Source organism: Streptomyces cinnabarinus, assembly GCF_027270315.1.
GTDB classification, from domain to species: Bacteria; Actinomycetota; Actinomycetes; order Streptomycetales; family Streptomycetaceae; genus Streptomyces; species Streptomyces cinnabarinus.
Window position 1 is genome coordinate 3,919,115 of sequence record NZ_CP114413.1, and the last position, 21,507, is coordinate 3,940,621.

At 71.0% G+C, this 21,507-nt stretch carries 17 protein-coding genes; 6 read left to right on the plus strand and 11 right to left on the minus strand.

Annotated features, from left to right (window positions below; all coding sequences use genetic code 11):
- Positions 1-83 precede the first annotated feature (83 nt).
- Positions 84-1,772: a sodium:solute symporter family protein gene (locus tag STRCI_RS17530; protein WP_269659889.1), complete on the plus strand. Its 1,689-nt coding sequence runs from the start codon at positions 84-86 to the stop codon at positions 1,770-1,772.
- 30 nt (positions 1,773-1,802) lie between these two features.
- Positions 1,803-2,135, plus strand: coding sequence for a hypothetical protein (locus STRCI_RS17535; protein WP_269659890.1), 333 nt, complete (start codon positions 1,803-1,805; stop codon positions 2,133-2,135).
- A 54-nt stretch (positions 2,136-2,189) separates the two neighbouring features.
- Here the strand turns inward: STRCI_RS17535 and STRCI_RS17540 are convergent, their stop codons facing one another.
- The 10 genes from STRCI_RS17540 to rsmI form a co-directional block, all read right to left on the minus strand.
- Complete coding sequence (locus STRCI_RS17540) at positions 2,190-2,879, minus strand: helix-turn-helix transcriptional regulator (RefSeq protein ID WP_078598874.1); 690 nt, start codon at positions 2,877-2,879, stop codon at positions 2,190-2,192.
- A gap of 219 nt (positions 2,880-3,098) precedes the next feature.
- Positions 3,099-4,970 carry an outer membrane protein assembly factor BamB family protein gene (locus STRCI_RS17545; protein ID WP_269659891.1) on the minus strand — a complete coding sequence of 624 codons (1,872 nt, stop codon included), beginning with the start codon at positions 4,968-4,970 and terminating at the stop codon, positions 3,099-3,101.
- Between the two features lie 57 nt (positions 4,971-5,027).
- Positions 5,028-6,851, minus strand: a complete 1,824-nt coding sequence (locus tag STRCI_RS17550; protein ID WP_269659892.1) for an outer membrane protein assembly factor BamB family protein — start codon at positions 6,849-6,851, stop codon at positions 5,028-5,030.
- Between the two features lie 229 nt (positions 6,852-7,080).
- Positions 7,081-8,883, minus strand: a complete 1,803-nt coding sequence (locus STRCI_RS17555; protein ID WP_269659893.1) for an ABC-F family ATP-binding cassette domain-containing protein — start codon at positions 8,881-8,883, stop codon at positions 7,081-7,083.
- A 109-nt stretch (positions 8,884-8,992) separates the two neighbouring features.
- Positions 8,993-9,895, minus strand: a complete 903-nt coding sequence (locus tag STRCI_RS17560; protein WP_269659894.1) for a 4-(cytidine 5'-diphospho)-2-C-methyl-D-erythritol kinase — start codon at positions 9,893-9,895, stop codon at positions 8,993-8,995.
- A complete protein-coding gene (gene rsmA, locus STRCI_RS17565; protein WP_269659895.1) occupies positions 9,896-10,774 on the minus strand; it encodes a 16S rRNA (adenine(1518)-N(6)/adenine(1519)-N(6))-dimethyltransferase RsmA in 879 nt (292 codons plus the stop codon).
- Between the two features lie 36 nt (positions 10,775-10,810).
- Positions 10,811-12,151, minus strand: a complete 1,341-nt coding sequence (locus STRCI_RS17570; protein ID WP_269659896.1) for a resuscitation-promoting factor — start codon at positions 12,149-12,151, stop codon at positions 10,811-10,813.
- 132 nt (positions 12,152-12,283) lie between these two features.
- The gene (locus STRCI_RS17575) at positions 12,284-13,162 is read right to left on the minus strand and encodes a TatD family hydrolase (RefSeq protein WP_269659897.1); all 879 of its coding nucleotides are present in this window, start codon (positions 13,160-13,162) and stop codon (positions 12,284-12,286) included.
- 47 nt (positions 13,163-13,209) lie between these two features.
- Positions 13,210-13,566 carry a hypothetical protein gene (locus tag STRCI_RS17580; RefSeq protein ID WP_269659898.1) on the minus strand — a complete coding sequence of 119 codons (357 nt, stop codon included), beginning with the start codon at positions 13,564-13,566 and terminating at the stop codon, positions 13,210-13,212.
- A gap of 173 nt (positions 13,567-13,739) precedes the next feature.
- On the minus strand, positions 13,740-14,591 hold the full coding sequence (rsmI, locus tag STRCI_RS17585; RefSeq protein ID WP_269659899.1) for a 16S rRNA (cytidine(1402)-2'-O)-methyltransferase: 852 nt from the start codon (positions 14,589-14,591) through the stop codon (positions 13,740-13,742).
- Positions 14,592-14,653: 62 nt separating this feature from the next.
- Here rsmI and STRCI_RS17590 point away from each other — a divergent pair, with 62 nt between their 5' ends.
- The 3 genes from STRCI_RS17590 to STRCI_RS17600 all read left to right on the plus strand — a co-directional run bounded on the left by STRCI_RS17590 (position 14,654) and on the right by STRCI_RS17600 (position 19,889).
- Positions 14,654-16,405 (plus strand): dolichyl-phosphate-mannose--protein mannosyltransferase, encoded by a 1,752-nt coding sequence (locus STRCI_RS17590; RefSeq protein ID WP_269659900.1) that lies wholly within the window; start codon positions 14,654-14,656, stop codon positions 16,403-16,405.
- 109 nt (positions 16,406-16,514) lie between these two features.
- Positions 16,515-18,134, plus strand: coding sequence for a penicillin-binding transpeptidase domain-containing protein (locus STRCI_RS17595; protein ID WP_269659901.1), 1,620 nt, complete (start codon positions 16,515-16,517; stop codon positions 18,132-18,134).
- Positions 18,135-18,230: 96 nt separating this feature from the next.
- Complete coding sequence (locus STRCI_RS17600; RefSeq protein WP_269659902.1) at positions 18,231-19,889, plus strand: penicillin-binding transpeptidase domain-containing protein; 1,659 nt, start codon at positions 18,231-18,233, stop codon at positions 19,887-19,889.
- A gap of 10 nt (positions 19,890-19,899) precedes the next feature.
- On the opposite strand, the gene STRCI_RS17605 is transcribed toward STRCI_RS17600, so the two are convergent.
- Positions 19,900-20,259 (minus strand): SsgA family sporulation/cell division regulator, encoded by a 360-nt coding sequence (locus STRCI_RS17605; RefSeq protein ID WP_269659903.1) that lies wholly within the window; start codon positions 20,257-20,259, stop codon positions 19,900-19,902.
- A gap of 167 nt (positions 20,260-20,426) precedes the next feature.
- On the opposite strand from STRCI_RS17605, the gene STRCI_RS17610 reads away from it, so the two are divergent.
- Positions 20,427-21,506, plus strand: coding sequence for an energy-coupling factor ABC transporter permease (locus tag STRCI_RS17610; protein ID WP_269659904.1), 1,080 nt, complete (start codon positions 20,427-20,429; stop codon positions 21,504-21,506).
- Position 21,507: the final 1 nt, after the last annotated feature.

The window sequence follows — 21,507 nt, forward strand, 5'->3', positions numbered from 1 at the left end:
CCAAACACAAGTAACCATAACTCGACAGTCAGGTCAACGCCGGAATCAAACAAAGTTGAACGCCGGAAGGGTTCAATAACGGGATGCAAAGCCGCACAAACGCCGCATACTTCGCCGCTGAGCTACGGCTCCCCACCAACTGGCTCGACTACACGATCCTGGGCATCTACTTCGTCGTCGTCCTGGGCATCGGCTTCGCCGCCCGCCGCTCGGTGAGGACGAGCCTCGACTTCTTTCTCTCCGGGCGCTCACTGCCGGCCTGGATCACCGGCCTCGCGTTCATCTCCGCCAACCTGGCCGCCACCGAGATCCTGGGCATGGCCGCCAACAGCGCGCAGTACGGCGTCTACACCGTGCACTGGTACTGGATCGGCGCCATCCCGGCGATGGTCTTCCTGGGCCTCGTGATGATGCCCTTCTACTACGGGTCGAAGGTCCGCTCGGTCCCCGAGATGCTGCTGCTGCGCTTCGACAAATGGGCGCATCTGTTGAGCTCTGCGCTGTTCGCCTTCGCCGCGATCCTCATCTCCGGTGTGAACCTGTACGCCCTCGCGATCGTCGTGGAGGCGCTGCTGGGCTGGCCGCAGTGGGTGGCGATCGTGGTGGCCGGCGCCTTCGTGCTGGCGTACATCACCCTCGGCGGCCTGTCCTCGGCGATCTACAACGAGGTCCTTCAGTTCTTCGTGATCCTCGCGGCCCTGATCCCGCTCGTCGTGCTCGGGATGAAGAAGGTCGGCGGCTGGGACGGCCTCACGGACTCCCTCACGAAGACCCACGGCTCCGACTTCACCACCGCCTGGGGCGGCACGGGCATCGGCAGCGACAACCCGCTGGGCGCGAACTGGCTGACCATCGTGCTGGGCCTGGGTTTCGTGCTGTCCTTCGGCTACTGGACGACCAACTTCGCCGAGGTCCAGCGCGCCCTGTCGGCGAAGAACCTGTCGGCGGCCCAGCGCACTCCCCTGATCGCCGCGTACCCGAAGATCTTCATCGTCTTCCTGGTGATGCTCCCGGGCCTGACGGCGGCGGCGCTGGTCCCCGGCTTCGGCACCGAGGAGTCGGGCTACCAGTACAACGACGCCATCCCCTACCTGATGGAACAGCTCCTGCCCAACGGTGTCCTCGGCATCGCGGTGACCGGCCTGCTGGCCGCCTTCATGGCCGGCATGGCGGCGAACGTGTCGTCCTTCAACACGGTGTTCACGAACGACATCTGGGCGCGGTACGTGGTGAAGGACCGCGAGGACACCTACTACGTCGGATTCGGCCGGCTGATCACGGTGATCGGCGTCTGCGCGTCGGTGGGCACGGCCTTCCTGGCGTCATCCTTCTCCAACATCATGAGCTACCTCCAGACCCTGTTCTCCTTCTTCAACGTGCCGATGTTCGTCGTCTTCATCATCGGCATGTTCTGGAAGCGGGCCTCGGTGGTGTCCGGCTTCTGGGGCCTGCTCGCGGGCACGGTCGCCGCGATGCTCAACTACTTCTGGATCTACAAGCAGGGCATCGTCGACATCCCCACCGACCAGGGCGCCAACTTCGTCTCCGCGATCGTCGGCTTCGTGGCGGGCGCGGTGGTCATGTTCGTCGTCTCGATGTTCACCGCCCCGAAGCCGATGGCGGAACTCCAGGGCCTGGTCTACGGCACCCGCTCGCCCGGCATGGCCGAGGCACCGGCCGAGGGCGACGACGCCTGGTATCGCAGGCCCGCGCTGCTGGGCTGGGGAGCGATCATCCTCGCCGCCGCCTGCTACATCCCGTTCTCGTTCTGATCCCCGGATTCGCGGGAGACTGGAGAGACCATGTCTGAGCACCACGGATACTCCGAAGAGGACGTCCAGCGGGAAGTCACCGAACTGGAGGCCCAGTCGGCCACCGCGGCCCGCATCTTCGACCTGCGCCGCATCATCGGCGGCCTCTTCGTGGTCTACGGCGTGATCGTCACGATCGCCGGGATCAACCCCTCGGACGCCACCCTCGACAAGGCCGAGGGCATCAACATCAACCTCTGGACCGGCCTGGGCATGCTGCTGCTCGGCATCTTCTTCCTGGCCTGGCTGAAGCTGCGGCCCACACCGCCGCCGACCCCGCCGGCCCCGACGACGTCGACGGCCGAGGACGAGCAGCCGAGGTGACGCGAGCGACGGGCCGGGGTCCTGCGGGACTCCGGCCCCTCGTGCACGGCACTGTCAGGACTCCGGGTCCCGCGGTTCGAGCGGCCCCGCCCGGTCCAGCAGCCCCGTGCGCGCCGCCAGGGCCGCCGCCTCCAGGCGGGAGCCGACGCCCAGTTTCATCAGGACCCGCTGGACGTGGGTCCGGGCGGTGGAAGGGGCGATGCCCATGCCCGCCGCGATCAGCCGGGTGTCCTCGCCGTCGGCGACCCGGACCAGGACCTCCACCTCCCTGGGCGTCAGCATCTGGAGCAGGCGCTGGCCCTCGTCGTCCGGCTGGGCCGCCGGGTTGAGCAGTTCGCTGAAGGCCCCTTGGAGCAGTTGGGGGGCCACCGCGGCCTCGCCCGCCCTCGCCTTCATGATGGCTCGTTCCACACCCTCGATGCGCTCGTCATGGCGGACATAGCCCGACGCCCCCGCAGCGAACGCCGCCGCGATGCCGCGCGGGCTCGGCACCGGGCCCAGGACCAGCACCGCGACCTGCGGACGTTCCCGCTTGATCTTCACCACCGGGTCGAACATCCCCGGTTCGGCCGGCGTGGCCGTTCCCAGCAGGCACACCTCCGGTGCGCGTGTGATCACCAGCTCCGCCGCCCCCGCGGCGGGTGCCGCCGCTGCCAGCACTCGGTGCCCCCTCAGTTTCAGTGCCGAGGCCAGCGCCTCGGCGAGCAATCGGTGGTCGTCGACCACCATGAGCCGAACTCCCATCGAGCAACCCCCCAGTCCCCCCAATGGATCCCCACACATCCACAGACACACCCCCGTGGATGCCCCCGGAAGCTACACGCTTGTTCGACGTTGCGCTCCCCCTACTGGAGAGAAGTGCCCCGGATCGCCGAAAATCCTCTCATTCGAGGGTGATGAGCGGTACGTGAACGGCCCCGCCCCTGAGCAGGGGCGGGGCCGTGAACACAGGCGTTCGAGTGGCTACTTCGCGCCGAACGCGATCACCAGGTACTCCTCCTCGCCGGTGCTGCCGAGCTCACTGGCGAAGACGTCGGACATGAACAGCCGGCCCTGGGTGTACAGGATCTCGGCGTAGTCGGGGAGCATGCTGCGCTCCACGTCCATCACCGCCTCGTCGGCCGGGTTCTCCAGCAGCTTCGTCTCCTTGAAGGAGCCGCCGTCGATGGACACGACCTGGCCGCCCTTGTCGTACGGGCCGCGCTTGTACGCGATCAGGTTCGGGCCGTCCATGCGCAGCGGGACCAGCTCGTAGTCGTCACCGGCGTCGGCCCGCTGGCCGGTCTGCTTGCCGGTGGCCAGGTCGAAGGCAACGATCTCGTTGGTGTCGCTGTACTCGCCGGTGCCCTCGTGCTTCTCGGTCGGCAGATACAGCTTGTCGTTGCCGACGGCGAGCAGGCGGCACTCCTCGACCTTGGTGATGCCGTCGCAGCTGGCGTTGTACTGCTCGCCCGGCGCGGAGATCCGGGTGCGCAGCTTGCCGGTCTTGTTGTCGATGGAGAAGAAGTCCGAGATACCGCTGCCGTCACCGGCGGAGTCACCGACGTCGGCGGCCACGACCAGCGGCTCGGTGGAGACCACGCTGGCGTACTCGATGCCCTTGGCCATCTTGTACTCCGTGATCACCTTCCCGGACTTCGGGTCGATGGTCTGGATGCTCAGCTGACGCTCGCCGTACCCGCCGCACTTGCGCACCGCCACCAGCTTGGGGCCGCCCCCGTAACCGGCGTCATAGCAGGTGTCGGTGGGCTTCGGCGCCCACAGCTGGTCGCCGGTGGCGATGTCGAAGGCGGCGCCACCGCTGGTGCTGCCGACCGCGACGGTGCTCGCGCTGACCGTGACGTTGTCGAAGCTGATCGGCTCGGTGCCGCTCTTCGCGGTCTTGGTCCACAGCTTCTTGCCGGTGTCGAGGTCGATGCCCGCGACCTGGGTGCACCCGTAGGAGGGCGTGGCCTTGGTGGGCATCTTCGGCTGGTAGGTGATCGCCGTCCGGTTGTCCTCGGTGGTGTGGTTGCTGCCCTGGCAGACCGGGCCGGGAAGCTTGATCGTCCACAGCTCGGTGCCCTTGTCGAGGTCGTAGCCGACGACCTCGGCGACGCCGCTCTTGGCGTACACCTTGTCCGTCACCCAGGAGCCGACGGTGGGGATGGTCCGGTCGTCCTTCACCTCGGGGGCCGGCACCTGGAAGAGGACCTTGGAGTTGGGGTCGGCGGGGGCCTTCTCGGTCGCCTTGCCGGACTGGGTGCCACCCGTGCCGCCGGTACCGCCGGTGCCCCCGGTGTCGCCGCCCTTGTCGCCGCCGGTGCCGCCGCTGGAGTTCGCGGTGTCGTCCTTGCCGCCCTTGTCGTCGGAGGAGGAGGCGTACCAGAAGCCGCCGCCGACGATCAGGGCGATGGCCACGACGGCGGCCACGATGATGGCCAGCTGCGGGTTGATCCTCCGGCCGCCGGACGGGCCGCCCGCCTGCGGCTGCATCGGCATGGTCGGCTGCGGGTAGCCGTAGCCGGGCTGCTGGCCATAGGGCGGGGTGGGGGGCTGACCCGGCTGGCCCGGGTAGCCGTAGCCCTGCTGCGGCTGGGGTGCCTGGGGGTAGCCGTAGCCCTGCGGGGGCGTCTGCGGGTAGCCGTAACCCTGCGGCGGGGTCGGGGGCTGCTGCGGGGCCTGGGGGGCGCCGAAACCTCCCTGCGGGGCGGGGGGTTGGGGCGCGCCGAAGCCGGGCTGCTGGGCGGGAGGCTGAGCAGGGGGCTGAACCGGCTGCTGCGGCTCGTCCTGCGGTGGGCCGAAACCGCCCCCCTGCGGGGGCTGGTTGGGCGGCGGCGGAGGGGGCGTGGTCATGGTGTGGCTACCTCGGAAGGGGACGGCTCGGAACGGGACGGACGAGTGGCGAGTGGCTCACTTGCCGAAGGCGAGCATCAGCTTCTCCTTCGTCTCGTCGTTGCCGGACAGTCGCGTGGTCGACAGGTAGAACCGGCCGTCGACCCAGTCGTAGGTCCCGGAGTAGAAGCTGTCCTCGATGTCCGCGGTGCCGGCCGGGTGCTGGAGGAGCTTGACCGGGGTGTGGCCGCTGCCCGTGGTCGGGATCGACACGACCTGGCCGCCGTCCTCCCAGGAGGGCTTGACGTAGGCGATGAGCTTGCCGCCCTCGATCTTCAGGGGCAGCATCGACTCCTCCACCGGGGACTTCACGCGCCACTTCTCCTTGCCGTTGGCAAGGCTGATCGCGACGATCTCGTTGGCGCCGGTGGTGGCCTCGGTGGGCAGGTAGAGGGTCTTGCCGTCGGAGGCCACGCCCTGGCAGCCCTGGAGGTCACGCTGGAGGACGGCCCAGCCGCACTCCGGGGTGAAGCTCTCGTCGACATCGACCTGCGAGGCGATGGTGCCGCCGGAGCCGAGCGTGGAGATGTTCCACGCGTCCTTGTCCTCGTTGGTGCTGTAGACCACGACCGGGTTCAGGGAGTAGACCCGGCCGACCTGCCAGCCCTTGTCGGGCTTCCAGGTCCACTTGACCTTGCCGGTCTTCGGGTCGAGCTCCTGGAGCTCGTCGTGCTCGTTGTTGCCGCCCGCGCCGCAGGACGAGACGGCGATCAGCTTCTCGCCGCCCGCGAAGGCGGCCGGGAAGCAGGCGTCGCCGTACTTCTTCTTGTCCCAGATCTTCTTGCCGGAGGTGACGTCGTACGCCGTGCCGGACTGCGAGCGGCCCACCATCAGCGTGGAGCCGGTGATCGACATCTCGATCTGGAGCGTGGAGTCGAAGAGTTCGCCGTCGGCGACCTCGGCCGTCCAGCCCTTCTCGCCGGTGTTCAGGTCGAGTTCCTGGAGCTGGTTGCACTCGGCGCTGTCACTGCTGCCGCTCATGTACGCGACGACGACCTTGTCGTCGGCCGTCTTCTGCGGGGTGACCGCGCAGATCTTCTGCTCGAAGGTGATCGCGTCCCAGGCCGGGGCGCCGTCGTCCACGTTGTAGGCGAAGACCTGCTTGTACGCCGCCTTCACCGCCGTCTTGTCGGTGATCCACAGTCCGGGCGCGTCAGCGCCGGAACCGGGCGCGTCGGGCGCCGACTTGTACCAGAGCACCTTCGCCTCACCGGCCTTGCGGCCCTCGTTGAGGTTCTCCGGGTCGTCGCCGCCGTCACCGCTGCCGTCGCCCGGGTTGACCGGGTCCTCGGAGGCCTTGGGGTCGTCGCTCTTCTGCGCGACGGGCTTCTTCTTCTTGCCGCCGCCGTCGTCACCACTGGTGACCGCGAACACGGTGCCGCCGATGACCAGCAGCGCCGCCACCGCGGCACCGACGACGAGCGCGGGCTTGCCCTTGAAGGGGTTGCGGGAACCACCGGGCGGCGGAGTGGGCGCGCCCGGGTACTGCGGCTGCTGCGGGTAGCCGTAACCGGGCTGCTGGCCGTACGGACCGGGCTGCTGGGGCTGGCCGTAAGGGCCGGGAGCCGGGGTGCCGTAGGGGCCGGGCTGGGCGTACGGGCCCGGCTGCTGGGGCTGGCCGTAGGGGCCGGGGGCCGGGGTGGGCGGCTGCTGCGGGTAGCCGTAGCCGGGCTGCGGCGCGCCCTGCGGCGGCGGGGGTGTCTGGGCCGGCTGGGCCGGGGGCTGCGGGGCCTGGGCCGGGGGCTGCTGCGGCGGCTGCGGTGCGCCGAAACCTCCCTGCGGCGGCGGGTCCTGCGGCGCGCCGAAGCCGCCGTTCGGCGGCTGGTTGGGCGGCTGGCTCATCAGCGGTTTCCCCCTTGTGACCGATGTGGCGCCGCGCTCTGTGGCACTGCTGTGGCGCCGCGCTCCCTGGCGCTGCGTTTCCGCCACACCCGTTGTTCTCAGACGGTTCTCAGACGGCTCTTTCTATCACTCGGCACCGACAACCCACCGGGCCGGTCACCCCCTGTTCCCAAGGGACGACCGGCCCGTGATACCGCCGTTACGCGCCTTCACGCGCCCTTCACGCCGCTTACGCGTCCTCCGCGAGTTCGAGCCAGCGCAGCTCCAGCTCCTCGCGCTGCCCCGCCAAGTCCCGCAGCTCGGCGTCGAGTTCCGCCACTTTCGCGAAGTCGGTGGCGTTCTCGGCGATTTGGGCGTGCAGCTTGGTCTCCTTCTCGGCGACCTTGTCGAGCTGGCGCTCGATCTTCTGCAACTCCTTCTTGGCGGCCCGCTGGTCGGCGGCGCTCTTCTCGGGCGCTGCCTTCTCCACCGCGGGGGCCGCGGCGGCGACCGCCTCCTCCATGCGGTGGCGGCGCTCGATGTACTCGTCGATCCCGCGCGGGAGCATCCGCAGGGTGGCGTCACCCAGGAGGGCGAAGACGCGGTCCGTGGTCCGCTCGACGAAGAACCGGTCGTGGGAGATGACGATCATCGAGCCGGGCCAGCCGTCGAGGAGGTCCTCCAGCTGGGTGAGGGTCTGGATGTCGAGGTCGTTGGTGGGCTCGTCGAGGAAGAGGACGTTCGGCTCGTCCATGAGCAGCCGGAGCAGCTGGAGGCGGCGGCGCTCACCACCGGAGAGGTCGCCGACCGGCGTCCACTGCTTCTCCTTGTTGAAGCCGAACGTCTCGCAGAGCTGTCCGGCCGTCATCTCGCGCCCCTTGCCGAGGTCGACGCGCTCGCGGACCTGCTGCACGGCCTCCAGGACCCGCATGTCCGGGTCGAGTTCGGCGACCTCCTGGGAGAGGTAGGCGAGCTTGACGGTCTTGCCCACGGCGACCCGGCCGCCCGCGGGCTGGGTCTCGCCCTCGGTGCGGGCCGCCTCGGCCATGGCCCGCAGCAGGGAGGTCTTGCCCGCGCCGTTGACGCCGACCAGGCCGATCCGGTCGCCGGGGCCGAGCTGCCAGGTGACGTGCTTGAGCAGCACCTTGGGGCCCGCCTGGACGGTCACGTCCTCCAGGTCGAAGACGGTCTTGCCGAGCCGGGAGGAGGCGAACTTCATCAGCTCGCTGCTGTCCCGCGGCGGCGGCACGTCCTTGATCAGCTCGTTGGCGGCCTCCACGCGGAAGCGCGGCTTGGACGTCCGCGCGGGGGCACCCCGGCGCAGCCAGGCCAGCTCCTTGCGGACCAGGTTCTGCCGCTTGGTCTCCTCGGTGGCGGCGATCCGCTCCCGCTCGGCCCGCGCGAAGACGTAGTCGGAGTAGCCGCCCTCGTACTCGAAGACGTCGCCGCGCTGCACGTCCCACATCCGCGTGCAGACCTGGTCCAGGAACCAGCGGTCGTGGGTCACGCACACCAGCGCCGAGCGCCGCTCGCGCAGGTGCTGGGCGAGCCAGGAGATGCCCTCGACGTCGAGGTGGTTGGTCGGCTCGTCGAGGACGATCAGGTCCTGTTCCTCGATGAGCAGCTTGGCGAGCGCGATACGGCGGCGCTCACCGCCGGAGAGCGGTCCGATGACGGTGTCCAGGCCCTGCGGGAAGCCGGGCAGGTCCAGGCCGCCGAAGAGTCCGGTCAGCACGTCCCTGACCTTGGCGTTGCCCGCCCACTCGTGGTCGGCCATGTCCCGGATGACCTCGTGCCGCACGGTGGCGGCCGAGTCCAGGGAGTCGTGCTGGGTGAGCACGCCGATGCGCAGCCCGCCGGAGTGCGTGACCCGGCCGGTGTCGGCCTCCTCCAGCCTGGCCAGCATCCGGATCAGGGTGGTCTTGCCGTCGCCGTTGCGGCCGACGACCCCGATCCGGTCCCCCTCGGAGACGCCGAGCGAGACACCGTCGAGCAGGGCACGGGTGCCGTACACCTTGCTGACGTTCTCGACATTGACCAGATTGACGGCCATTTCTCTCCTGCCCAGGGGGATCGATCGACCCTCCAGGGTAGTCGGGCGCGCGGGGCGACGGACCGGCTGCCCGGGACCGCGGTCGGTGGGAGCTTTTGGGGGCCGGTTCCTACGCGGAGACCACCGTGGCGCCCGGGGCGGGGCCCGACGCCACACGCACCGCGCGGCAGGTGCCGGAGGAGCGCAGGGACTCGGCCACCTTCGCCGCCGACTCGGGGTCCCGCGTGAGGAAGGCCGTGGTCGGGCCCGAGCCGGAGACCAGCCCCGTGAGCGCACCGGCGGACCGGCCCGCGGCGAGGGTGTCGGCCAGTTCGGGGAAGAGGGAGAGCGCGGCGGGCTGCAGGTCGTTGGAGACGGCCGCGGCGAGCGCGTCCGGGTCGCCCTCGGCGAGCGCGCCGAGGAGGTCCTCGGAGGCGACGGGCCCGGGGATGTCCAGCCCCTCGGCCAGCCGGTCGAACTCACGGAACACGGCCGGGGTCGACAGCCCGCGCGCGGCCATCGCGAACACCCAGTGGAAGGTCCCGCCGGTCTCCAGCGCGCGCAGCTTCTCGCCCCGCCCGGTGCCGAGCGCGGCCCCGCCGACCAGGCTGAACGGCACATCGCTGCCCAGCTCGGCGCAGATGTCGAGCAATTCGTCACGGGAGGCGCCGGTGCCCCACAGCGCGTCGCAGGCCAGCAGGGCGCCCGCGCCGTCCGCACTGCCGCCCGCCATGCCGCCCGCGACCGGGATGTCCTTGGCGATGTGGATGTGGACGTCCGGCGTACGGCCGTGGCGCGTGGCGAGCGCCTCGGCCGCGCGGACCGCGAGGTTCGTCCCGTCGAGGGGGACCTGAGCGGCGTCCGGCCCCTCGCAGGTGACCTTCGGGCCGCCCGGGGACGCGGTGACGGTGACCTCGTCGTACAGGCCGACCGCGAGGAAGACGTTGGCCAGGTCGTGGAAGCCGTCGGGGCGGGCGGCGCCCACCGCGAGCTGGACGTTGACCTTGGCGGGGACGCGTACGGTGACGGCCACTTAGCTGTTCTCCTCGCTGACCTTGTGCTCGGCGATCCGCGCGAACTCCTCGACCGTCAGGGACTCCCCGCGCGCCTGCGGCGAGACCCCCGCCGCGACGAGCGCCGCCTCCGCGGCCGGCGCGGAACCGGCCCACCCGGCCAGCGCGGCCCGCAGGGTCTTGCGCCGCTGCGCGAACGCGGCGTCGACCACGGCGAACACCTCCTTCTGGGAGGCGGTGGTCTTGAGCGGCTCGGCGCGGCGGACCAGCGAGACCAGCCCGCTGTCGACGTTCGGCGCCGGCCAGAAGACATTGCGGCCGATGGCCCCGGCCCGCTTGACCTCGGCGTACCAGTTCGCCTTCACCGACGGCACGCCGTACACCTTCGAGCCGGGCGCCGCGGCCAGCCGGTCGGCGACCTCGGCCTGCACCATGACGAGGGTGCGCTCGATGCTCGGGAAGGTGGCGAGCATGTGCAGCAGCACGGGTACGGCGACGTTGTACGGCAGGTTCGCCACCAGCGCGGTCGGCGCGGGGCCGGGCAGCTCGGTGACGTGCATGGCGTCGGAGTGGACGAGCGCGAACCGGTCGGCGCGCCCGGGCATCCGGGCGGCGACGGTGGCGGGCAGCGCGCCCGCGAGGACGTCGTCGATCTCCACGGCGGTGACCCGGTCGGCCGCCTCCAGCAGCGCGAGCGTGAGCGAACCGAGCCCCGGCCCGACCTCCACGACCACGTCGTCGGGCCGTACGTCCGCGGTACGGACGATACGGCGCACGGTGTTCGCGTCGATCACGAAGTTCTGACCGCGCTGCTTGGTGGGCCGCACACCGAGCACGTCCGCGAGCTCACGGATGTCGGCGGGGCCCAGAAGGGCGTCGGGGGTGGGGCTGGTGCTCACGGGACAAGGGTACGGGGGTGCGCGTACCACCCACGCTCACCCGTGCAGCCGGGCCCCGCAGTGCGGCCAGGGGCTCGCCCCGCGCTGGACGTACAGCTTCTTCGCGCGGAGCGTCTGCTCCGCGGCCGGGGCGTCCTGGGGGCGGCCGCTGCCGCCGAGGCTCCGCCAGGTCCGGGTGTCGAACTGATACAGCCCGCCGTACGTCCCCGAGGGGTCCACAGCGCCCGCCCGGCCGCCCGACTCGCACGCCGCGAGCCCCTGCCAGTCCAGTCCGTCAGCGCCGCGCACGGACGTCGGCATGGGCCTGGTGCCGACCTTGACGACCTGGGTGCGCGGCTCGCGCACGATCTCGGTCCTGATCCGGCGCGGCTTCTGCCGCACGCCGTTGACCGTGCGCAGGGAGTACGTGTCCCGCCGCAGCCCCGGCTGCCCGGCCCGCTCGACGACCTCGGTCCCCCGGAACAGCGCCGGGTCCTCGGTCCGCCGCACGCCGAAGGGGATCTCCTCCTCGCGGACCTCCTTGGTGCCGGTGATCCGCAGCACGGTCACCGTCTGTCCGTCGCGCGGGAAGCTGTCGAGCGGGACGGAGGTGGTGTCCTGTCCGCGCAGGGTGATCCCGGCCTCCGCGACGACCTCCCGCACGCTCGCCGCGTTCGTGCGCACCGTGCGGGCGCGCCCGTCCGCCATGACCGTCACGGAGCGCTCGGTGCGCACATCGAGCGCGAGCCCGGCGCGCCCGATCCGCAGGGAGCGCGCGGTGGACAAGTACGCCCCCTCCGCACGCACTCCCCATTCTTCGAGCGCCTCGTCCACCGTGCGCGCCGTCGTCCACACCTCGTGGCGCTCCCCGTCCAGCGTGAGCCGCACCGGGCGGCCGTAGCGCACCTCGATCTCGTCCCCGCTGCTCAGCTCCGTGCCGGGGGCGGGCGCAACCACGTCGTGCGCCCCCAGCTCCACACCTTCCTGCGCGAGCAGCTCGCTCACGTCGTCGGCGAAGGTGTGCAGGGTGCGCGGGCGGCCGTCGACGCTCAGCTCGATCGCCTTGTCCTTGGCGACGAAGGCGGAGGTGCCGCCCGCGAGGAAGGCGACGACCAGCGCCTGCGGCAGCAGACGGCGCATGGAACCGTCCGCACTCCCCGCGTACCGCGTCTTCCGACGGCGTGCGCCCCGCCGCCCCGCTCCGGCGTGCACGACAGGTGCGAGCGCCCCTTCGTCCGGCGCGCGCCAGTCGTCCCCTTCGTACGCCGGGCGGTAGGTGTCCGTGTACACCTGCCCGTACGCCAGCGTCTCCGCGCTGTGCAGATCCCCGGGGGGCGCGTCGAGGCCGCCGTACGCCGGTGGCGCCTCATACGTCTCGTACTGCGAGTTGCTGCTCACGTCGCCACGCTCCAGAGGGCCAGAGGGGTCCCGATCGGGCCCCCAGAACCTAGCGGAGCGAGTGTCACTCTCCAAAGCGACGCGACTACGCACAGTTGTAGGAAGGTGGGCGCGCGCAGGCTGGGCCGGCGCTCAGTAGGCGAAGGCGCGCGCCGTGTTCGCGCCGAGGGCCGTCGCCAGCGCGTCCTCGTCGATCCCGCGCACGGCTGCCATCGCGCGCACCGTGACCGGAATGAGATACGGGGCGTTGGGCCGTCCGCGGTAGGGCGCCGGGGTGAGGAAGGGCGCGTCGGTCTCCACCAGGAGCAGCTCCAGGGGGGCGACGGCGACCGCGTCCCGCAGGTCCTGGGCGTTCTTGAAGGTGACGTTGCCGGCGAAGGACATGAAGTATCCGGCGCGGGCGCAGACCTCCGCCATCCCGGCGTCGCCGGAGTAGCAGTGGAAGACGGTCCGCTCCGGCGCGCCCTCCTCCTTCAGCACCCGCAGCACATCGGCGTGCGCGTCGCGGTCGTGGATGACCAGCGCCTTGCCGTGCCGCTTGGCGATCTCGATGTGGGCGCGGAAGGAGCGCTCCTGCGCCTCCTTGCCCTCGTCGCCGGTGCGGAAGTAGTCCAGGCCCGTCTCACCGACGGCCTTCACGTGCGGCAGGGCGGCCAGTCGGTCGATCTCGGCGAGCGCCGCGTCGAGTCCGGCGTCACCGCCCGGCACGCGCGCCCCCTGCCGGGACCAGCCGTCGGGATCGCCGAGGACGATGCGCGGGGCCTCGTTGGGGTGCAGCGCGACGGCGGCGTGGACGTTCTCGAACTCCGCGGCCGTGTCCGCGGCCCACTGCGAGCCCCGTACGTCACAGCCGACCTGCACCACCGTCGTCACCCCGACCGACGCGGCCTTCGCGAGCCCTTCCGCCACCGTGCCGGACTGCATGTCGAGGTGGGTGTGGGAGTCGGCGACGGGCACCCGGAGCGGCTCCGGGAGCGGCGGCGCCGCGTTCTTCTCGCTGGAGGAAGGCATGCCCCGATCCTACGAAAGGGGCATGCCCTCCCCGCGGCCGAGCGGGCTCAGCCCGCCTTGCGCTGGAACGGGTGCAGCAGATCCGACAGATGCCAGTGGTGCCGCTCCCCGGCCGGCCCGTGGGCGCGCTCCGCGCCGCGCACCGACGAGACCTGCCCCGCGCGCATGATCCGTACGACATGGCCGTCGCAGTTGTGGCACGTGGGCCGGCTCAGCGGGGAGGGGACGATCTCACCGTCGGCCACGTACAGGACGAACTCCTGCCCCTCGCCGTCCGTGTGGTGCTCGATCTCGTACGACTGTTCCCAGCCGTGCCCGCAGCGCATGCAGGCGAAGGAATACGACTCGTGGACGACGGGGGTCGCCGCGTTGCGGAGGCGGGTCTGCCCTGCGATTTCGCTCATGCCGGCTCCAGATGGTCCGCTGGTGGGGCGGGGTACGCCCCTCACTTCCAGTGGACTCCTCGATCCGGGCGAAAGCACGTGTGCTGTGCACTGTTGGTTCCGCCTTGGACGTTCCTTGCCGAAACGCCCGTGCCCCTTTACCCCGGCGTGGCACAACGTGCCGCCGGACGAGGTCAGCGGGTCTTGGCCGCCACCACCGCGTCGAAGACGACCCGCTTGGGCAGCCCCGCCTCCACCGCCACCGCGGCGATCGCCTCCTTGCGCCGCTCCCCGGCCTCCTCCCGCACCCGCACCCGCCGCACCAGTTCCTCCGGGCCGATCTCCTCGGGCCCCTTCTCCGGGGCGCCCTCGACGACGACGGTGATCTCCCCGCGCACGCCCTCGGCCGCCCACGTGGCCAGCTCGGCCAGCGGACCGCGCTTGACCTCCTCGTACGTCTTGGTCAGCTCCCGGCACACCGCGGCCCGCCGCTGCTCGCCGAACACCTCGGCCATCGCGGCGAGGGTGTCGTCGAGCCGGTGCGGGGCCTCGAAGTAGACGAGCGTGCGCCGCTCCTCGGCGACCTCCCGCAGCCGGGAGAGCCGTTCGCCCGCCTTGCGCGGCAGGAACCCCTCGAAGCAGAACCGGTCCACGGGCAGCCCCGACAGCGCCAGCGCGGTGAGCACGGCGGACGGACCGGGCACCGCGGTGACCCGTACGTCCCGCTCGACGGCCGCCGCGACCAGCCGGTACCCGGGGTCCGACACCGACGGCATGCCCGCGTCCGTGACGAGGAGCACGCGCGCACCGCCGAGGAGTTCGTCGACGAGTTCGGGCGTACGGGCGGATTCGTTGCCTTCGAAGTACGACACCACCCGGCCCTTGGGGGTGACGCCCAGCGCCTGGGTCAGCCGGCGCAGCCGCCGGGTGTCCTCGGCCGCGACGACATCGGCGCCGGCGAGCTCCTCGGCGAGCCGGGGCGGGGCGTCGGCGATCTCCCCGATGGGGGTGCCGGCGAGGACCAGGGTTCCGGGCGTAACTGTCACGTTTCCATCCTCGCAGGCGCCATGCACGGGACTCCCACAGAACGGTTCCCTACGATGGCGCGGTGACCAGTACAGCGTCGTCCATGGACTCCACGGACACCCGGCAGGCCCAGGCGCCGCACGACCAGCGGCCCTCGTGGCAGCAGCGGCTGCGCCGCTTCGGCTACACGGCGGGGTCCAAGAGCGATGTCCGCGACCGTCTAGTGCCGCCGTACGCGCAGCCCGGACCGAGACTGTGGACGGTGTTCGGCCTGCCGCCGGCGCTCGCCGACCGGCTGGTGCGCTGGTCCGGCTGGGGCGGCCCGCTGCTGGTCACGCTGTTCGCGGGCGTGCTGCGGTTCTGGAACCTGGGCAGCCCGAAGGCGGTGATATTCGACGAGACGTATTACGCCAAGGACGCCTGGGCGCTCGTCCACCGCGGCTTCGAGGTCAACTGGGACAAGAACGCCAACGACCTGGTGCTCCAGCTCGGCGACAAGGTCGACATCCCGACGGACGCGGCGTACGTGGTGCATCCGCCGGTCGGCAAGTACGTCATCGGCCTGGGCGAGCTGATGTTCGGGTTCGACCCGTTCGGCTGGCGGTTCATGACCGCGCTGCTCGGCACGCTGTCGGTGCTGATGCTGTGCCGGATCGGCCGCCGGATCTTCCGCTCCACCTTCCTCGGCTGCCTCGCGGGCGCGCTGATGGCGGTGGACGGCCTGCACTTCGTGATGAGCCGCACCGCGCTGCTCGACGGCGTGCTGATGTTCTTCGTGCTGGCCGCGTTCGGCGCCCTGGTCGTCGACCGCGACAAGGCGCGCGAGAAACTCGCGGCGGCGCTGCCCGCCGACGCCGACGGACGGGTCCGGCCGGACGCGCACATCGCGGACACCCTGAGCCTCGGCTGGCGGCCCTGGCGCTGGACGGCGGGTCTGATGCTGGGCCTGGCCATCGGCACCAAGTGGAACGGCCTGTACTTCCTGGCCGCGTTCGGCCTGCTCACGGTCGTCTGGGACATCGGCTCCCGCAAGGTGGCGGGCGCGAGCCGCCCGTACCTGGCGGTGGCCAAGCACGATCTGGGCCTGGCGTTCCTCGCCACGGTGCCGGTCGCGATCATCACGTACATCGCGTCCTGGACGGGCTGGATCATGTCCGCCACGGACGGCTCGGGCGGCTACTACCGCAACTGGGCCGCCACCGACGGCAAGGAGAGCAGCTGGTCGTGGCTGTTCCCGGACTGGTGGCGCAGCCTGTGGCACTACGAGACGCAGGTCTACCAGTTCCACGTCGACCTGTCCTCGCCGCACACCTACCAGTCCAACCCCTGGAGCTGGATCGTCACCGGCCGCCCGGTGTCGTACTTCTACGAGTCCCCCGCGCCCGGCAAGGACGGCTGTCCGGTGGACGCGGGCGAGAAGTGCGCGCGCGAGGTGCTGGCGATCGGCACGCCCCTGCTGTGGTGGGTGGCCGCCTTCGCCCTGCTGTACGTGCTGTGGCGCTGGTTCTTCCGCCGCGACTGGCGCGCGGGCGCCATCGCCTGCGGCATCGTGGCCGGCTACCTGCCCTGGTTCTTCTTCCAGGAACGCACGATCTTCTTCTTCTACGCCGTCGTCTTCCTGCCCTTCCTGTGCCTGGCCGTCGCGATGCTCCTCGGCGCGATCGTCGGTCCACCGGGTTCCAGCGAGACCCGCAGGGTGGCCGGCGCGACCGGCGCGGGCGTCCTGGTCCTGCTGATCGCCTGGAACTTCATCTACTTCTGGCCCCTGTACACCGGCACCGCCATCCCGATCGACGACTGGCGGTCGCGGATGTGGCTGGATACCTGGGTCTAGTGGCGGGCCGATAGCTGGCCCCGGCACCAATCGCGAAACTCCGCCCCCGCCTGTCACACCCTCCGCTTACAGTGCGGGGACCAACGGGGAAACGGGGAGGGATTGCCCAATGGGCAAGGGGGTGAAGGCGACCGTCATCGGCGCGGTGTTCGCGGTGATGGTCGGCGGGGCCGGATACGGCGCCTACAACATCGTGTCCGCGGTGAACGGCGACGGGGGCGGAGCCGCGGAGAAGAAGACCGGGCCGCCGAGCGAGGACGAGGTCCAGGAGACCTCCGAGAAGTTCTTCGCGGCCTGGGAGAAGGGACAGGCGGTCCAGGCGGCGTCGTACACGGACTTCGCCGAGGCGGCCGAGCCGCTGCTGACCGCGTACGGCGAGAGCGCGCGCATCACCGACGTGACGATCACGCCCAAGGCGGCGAACGGCGGGATCGTGCCCTTCTCCGTCAAGGCGAAGGTGTCCTACGACGGGACGTCGAAGCCGCTCGCCTACGACAGCGAGCTGAAGGTGGTGCGCGGGAAGACCTCCGGGCGGGCGCTGGTCGACTGGGACCCGGCGGTGGTCCATCCGGAGCTGAAGAAGGACGACACCCTGGTCACGGGCGAGTCGGCGAGCCCGCCCATCGAGGCGGTGGACCGCGACGGCCAGGTGCTGACGAAGGCGAAGTACCCCTCCCTCGGCCCGATCCTGGACACCCTGCGGGAGCGCTACGGCGACAAGGCCGGCGGCTCCCCCGGTGTCGAGCTGGTGATCAGGCACGCGGCGGAGGGCGTCGCCGACACCCCGCTGCTCACGCTCACCGAGGGCGAGCCGGGCAAGCTGCCCACCACGCTCAGCGCGGGCGTGCAGGCGGCCGCCGAGAAGGCCGTGAAGGGCTACCCCGATGCGTCGGTCGTCGCGGTCAAGCCGAGCACGGGCGAGGTGCTCGCGGTGGCGAACCACCGCAAGGACGCCTTCAACGCCGCCTTCGAGGGGCGGGTCGCACCGGGCTCCACGATGAAGATCATCACGGCGGCGATGCTGATCGACAACGGTGTCACCTCGATGAACGGCCCCGCGCCCTGCCCCGACACCGCCACCTGGCAGAGCCAGACCTTCAAGAACCTCCCGGGCCTCGACGCCAACCCGGGCGCCACGCTCGCCGACACGTTCATGCGCTCCTGCAACACCGGCTTCATCAAGCTCGTCGACGAGAAGCCGCTCACCGACGCCTCCTTGACGACGGAGGCCCAGGACCGGTTCGGGCTCGGCCGGGACAACTGGAAGACCGGCATCATCTCCTTCGACGGCAGCGTGCCCGCCTCCGCCGGGCCGGACCGCGCGGCCAACGCCATCGGCCAGGGCCAGATCCAGATGAGCCCGCTGAACATGGCCTCCGTCACAGCGACCGCGATCACCGGAACCTTCCGGCAGCCCTATCTCGTCTCCCCCGACCTGGACGACCGTGAGCTGGCCACCGCCAAGGGTCTTGAGCCGAACACCGCCGGCCAGCTCAAGCAGATGATGCGGCTCACCGCGACACAGGGCACCGCCCAGGGGGTGATGCAGGGGCTCGGCGGCGACATCGGCGCCAAGACGGGCTCCGCCGAGGTGGACGGGCAGGACGCCAACAGCTGGTTCACCGGTTTCCGCGACGACGTCGCCGCGGCGGCCATGAGCGTGTCCGGCGGACGGGGCGGCGAGGCGGCGGGCCCGATCGTGCGGGCCGTGCTGGCGGCGGGCGGCTGAGGGGTGGCTGAAGTCACCCGCTGAGGACGGGACTCTAGGGTGGTGCCGTCGTTGGGCTGACGGGGACCCTGGGGAATCTCGGAGGATCGGAAGACAGTGGGCAAGAGAAGGCGCGTCGCCGAGCGACGGAAGACGAACCCCGCCGTACTGCTCGGCGGGGCGATCGCCGTGGTCGTCGTGGGCGCCGGGGCCGGCGGCTGGGCGCTCTGGGGCGGGTCGGAGGACGGTTCGCCGACGGCGACCGCCGGCACGAAGCCCAAGGTCAAGACCGGCCCGCTGTCCGCCAAGGAGGTCACCGGCGCCTCCCGTGCCTTCCTCACCGCCTGGCAGCAAGGCAAGGTCTCCGAGGCCGCGGCGGCCACCGACGACGCGGCCGCCGCCCGCGAGCTGCTCACCGGCTACACCAAGGACGCGCGCGTACGGAGCGTCAAGCTCACCGCCGGGACCGCGAAGGGCGCCGAGGTCCCTTTCTCCGTGACGGGCACGGTGACGTTCGACAAGCTCAGCGAGCCGCTGGCCTACGACAGCGCGCTGACCGTCGTACGCCGCAAGAGCGACGGCGAACCCCTAGTCCAGTGGCAGCCGTCCGTGGTCCACCCCGACCTCAAGGACGGCGACACCCTGGTCACCGGCGAGGCCGGGACTCCGCCGATCAAGGCCGTGGACCGGGACGGCGGCGAGCTGACGACCAAGAAGTACGCCTCCGTGGGCGCGATCCTGGACAGCCTGCGCGAGAAGTACGGCAAGACGGCCGGCGGCAAGGCGGGCATCGAGCTGCGGGTGGTCCGCGGCAAGGGGTCCAAGTCGGCGGACAAGACGGTGCTGGAGCTCAGCAAGGGCACGCCGGGCACCGTGGAGACGACCCTCGACCCCCGTCTCCAGGCCGCCGCCGAGGCGCAGGTCGCCAAGAAGGCGCGGTCCTCGGTGGTGGTGGTGCGCCCCTCCACCGGTGAGATCCTCGCCGCGGCGAACGCCTCCAAGGGCTTCAACACCGCCTTCCAGGGCTCCCTCGCGCCCGGCTCCACCATGAAGGTCATCACCTCCTCGCTGCTCATCGAGAAGGACCTGGCCTCGGTGAACAAGACGCATCCGTGCCCGAAGTACTTCACGTACGGGGGCTGGAAGTTCCAGAACGACGACAAGTTCCTGATCAAGGACGGCACCTTCAAGGCGAGCTTCGCCCGCTCCTGCAACACCGCCTTCATCAGCCAGGCTCCCGAACTGGACGACGACAGCCTGACCAAGCAGGCCCAGCAGGTGTTCGGCCTCGGCCTGAACAACTGGTCCGTCGGTGTCTCCACCTTCGACGGCGCCGTCCCGGTGCAGTCGCAGGCGCAGATGGCGGCGGAGCTGATCGGCCAGGGCGGGGTCCGGATGAACCCGCTGAACATGGCGTCCGTCTCGGCGACGGTGAAGGCGGGTGTCTTCCACCAGCCCTACCTGGTCTCCCCCGATGTGGACGGCCGTCAGCTGGCGAAGGCCTCCCGCACGATGGCCGCGGGCACCCTGTCCCAGCTGCGCGAACTGATGGGCTACACGGCGGCCTACGGCACGGCGGCCGAGGCGATGGCCGGGGTCAGCGGTGACGTCGGCGCCAAGACCGGCTCGGCGGAGGTCGACGGCCAGAAGAAGCCCAACGGCTGGTTCACCGCCTACCGGGGCGATCTCGCGGCCGCCGGCGTCGTCCAGGCGGGCGGGCACGGCGGCGAGACGGCGGGGCCGATCGTGGCGGCGCTGCTGAAGCTGGGGGGCTGAGGCCAGGGCCTCAGTGGTGTACGGGCTCGGCGGCCGCGATGTAGGTGCGGCGCAGGAACCGCAGCAGCGCCTTGCTCTCGAACTGCACGACGGAGACGCCCTGCGCGGAGTGGAACTCCACCACCGCCTGCACCCGGCCGCACGGCCACACCCGTACCTCGCCGCTGCCCGTCGGGGCGCGCAGGCCCTGCTCCAGCAGGGACCGGTCGCAGGTCCACTCGTGGGCTCCGGGCAGTCCGAACCGCACCGCGCGGGGATCGAGGTCGGGGTCGTAGCGCAGGACGACGGGGACGGCGTCGCGCTCTTCCTGTATGCGGACGTCGTGGTCCGTGACGATGTGGGCTCGCGCGTACTGCTCGACTACGGACATCGGACGACCCCTTTACGCTGAGCGACCTATGTGAAAGCTGTAAATCCGCTTTCCCTCCAATGTCGCACATTTCCCGTGGAGCGCTCCCACGAACAAAGTGCCCGCGCCGGTTCTTCTTTCTCCCACGCTCTTGCAAGCCATTCGCAACAAGCCACTATCATCGAACGGTGCATGTGCCTGACGGATTCATAGACGCCCCGACCTCTCTCGCGACCGGAGCGGTCGCCGCGGCCGCGGTCGCCGTGAGCCTGCGCGGCGCGCGCCGCGAGCTCGACGAACGCACCGCGCCGCTGGCCGGCCTGGTGGCCGCGTTCATCTTCGCGGTGCAGATGCTGAACTTCCCTGTCGCGGCGGGGACCAGCGGCCATCTGCTCGGCGGCGCGCTCGCCGCGATCCTCGTCGGCCCCTACACGGGTGTGCTGTGCGTGTCCGTGGTCCTGCTGATGCAGGGCATCCTCTTCGCCGACGGCGGGCTGACCGCGCTCGGTGTGAACATCACCAACATGGCGGTCGTCACGACCGTCGTCGCCTACGGCCTCTTCCGCGGCCTGGTGAAGGTGCTGCCGCGCACCCGCCGTTCGGTGACCGTCGCGAGCTTCGTCGCCGCGGTGGTCTCGGTCCCGGCGGCGGCGCTCGCCTTCACGCTGATGTACGCGATCGGCGGCACGACCGATGTCTCGATCGGCAAGGTCGCGGGCGCGATGGTCGGCGTGCACCTCCTCATCGGCATCGGCGAGGCGGCGATCACGGCGCTGACGGTGGGCGCGGTGATCGCCGTGCGCCCGGATCTCGTGTACGGCGCGCGCGACCTGCGTCAGCGCCTGCAACTGCGCGTGAACGGCGCGCTGGTGGACGCTCCGGCGCCCGAAGGGGCGCATGGATCGCCGAGTGGCGCGCCTGTCGCGGCGCGCGCCTCCCGGCGCACGCTGTGGATCACCGGTCTGGTCACCTCGTTCGTCCTCGCCGGCTTCGTCAGCTTCTACGCCTCCGCCAACCCCGACGGCCTGGAGAAGGTCGCCGCGGACCACGGCATCGACGAGAAGACCGAGGACCACGCCTACGCCGACTCCCCGCTTGCGGACTACGGCGTGAAGGACGTGGATGACGCCCGCCTGTCCGGGGGGCTGGCGGGCGTCATCGGCGTCGGCGTCACGGTCGTCGCGGGCAGCGCGGTGTTCTGGACGGTGCGCAGGCGGCGTACGCAGGAGGACTCCGCGCCGGTCTCGCCCGCGAGCACGAGCGTCTGAG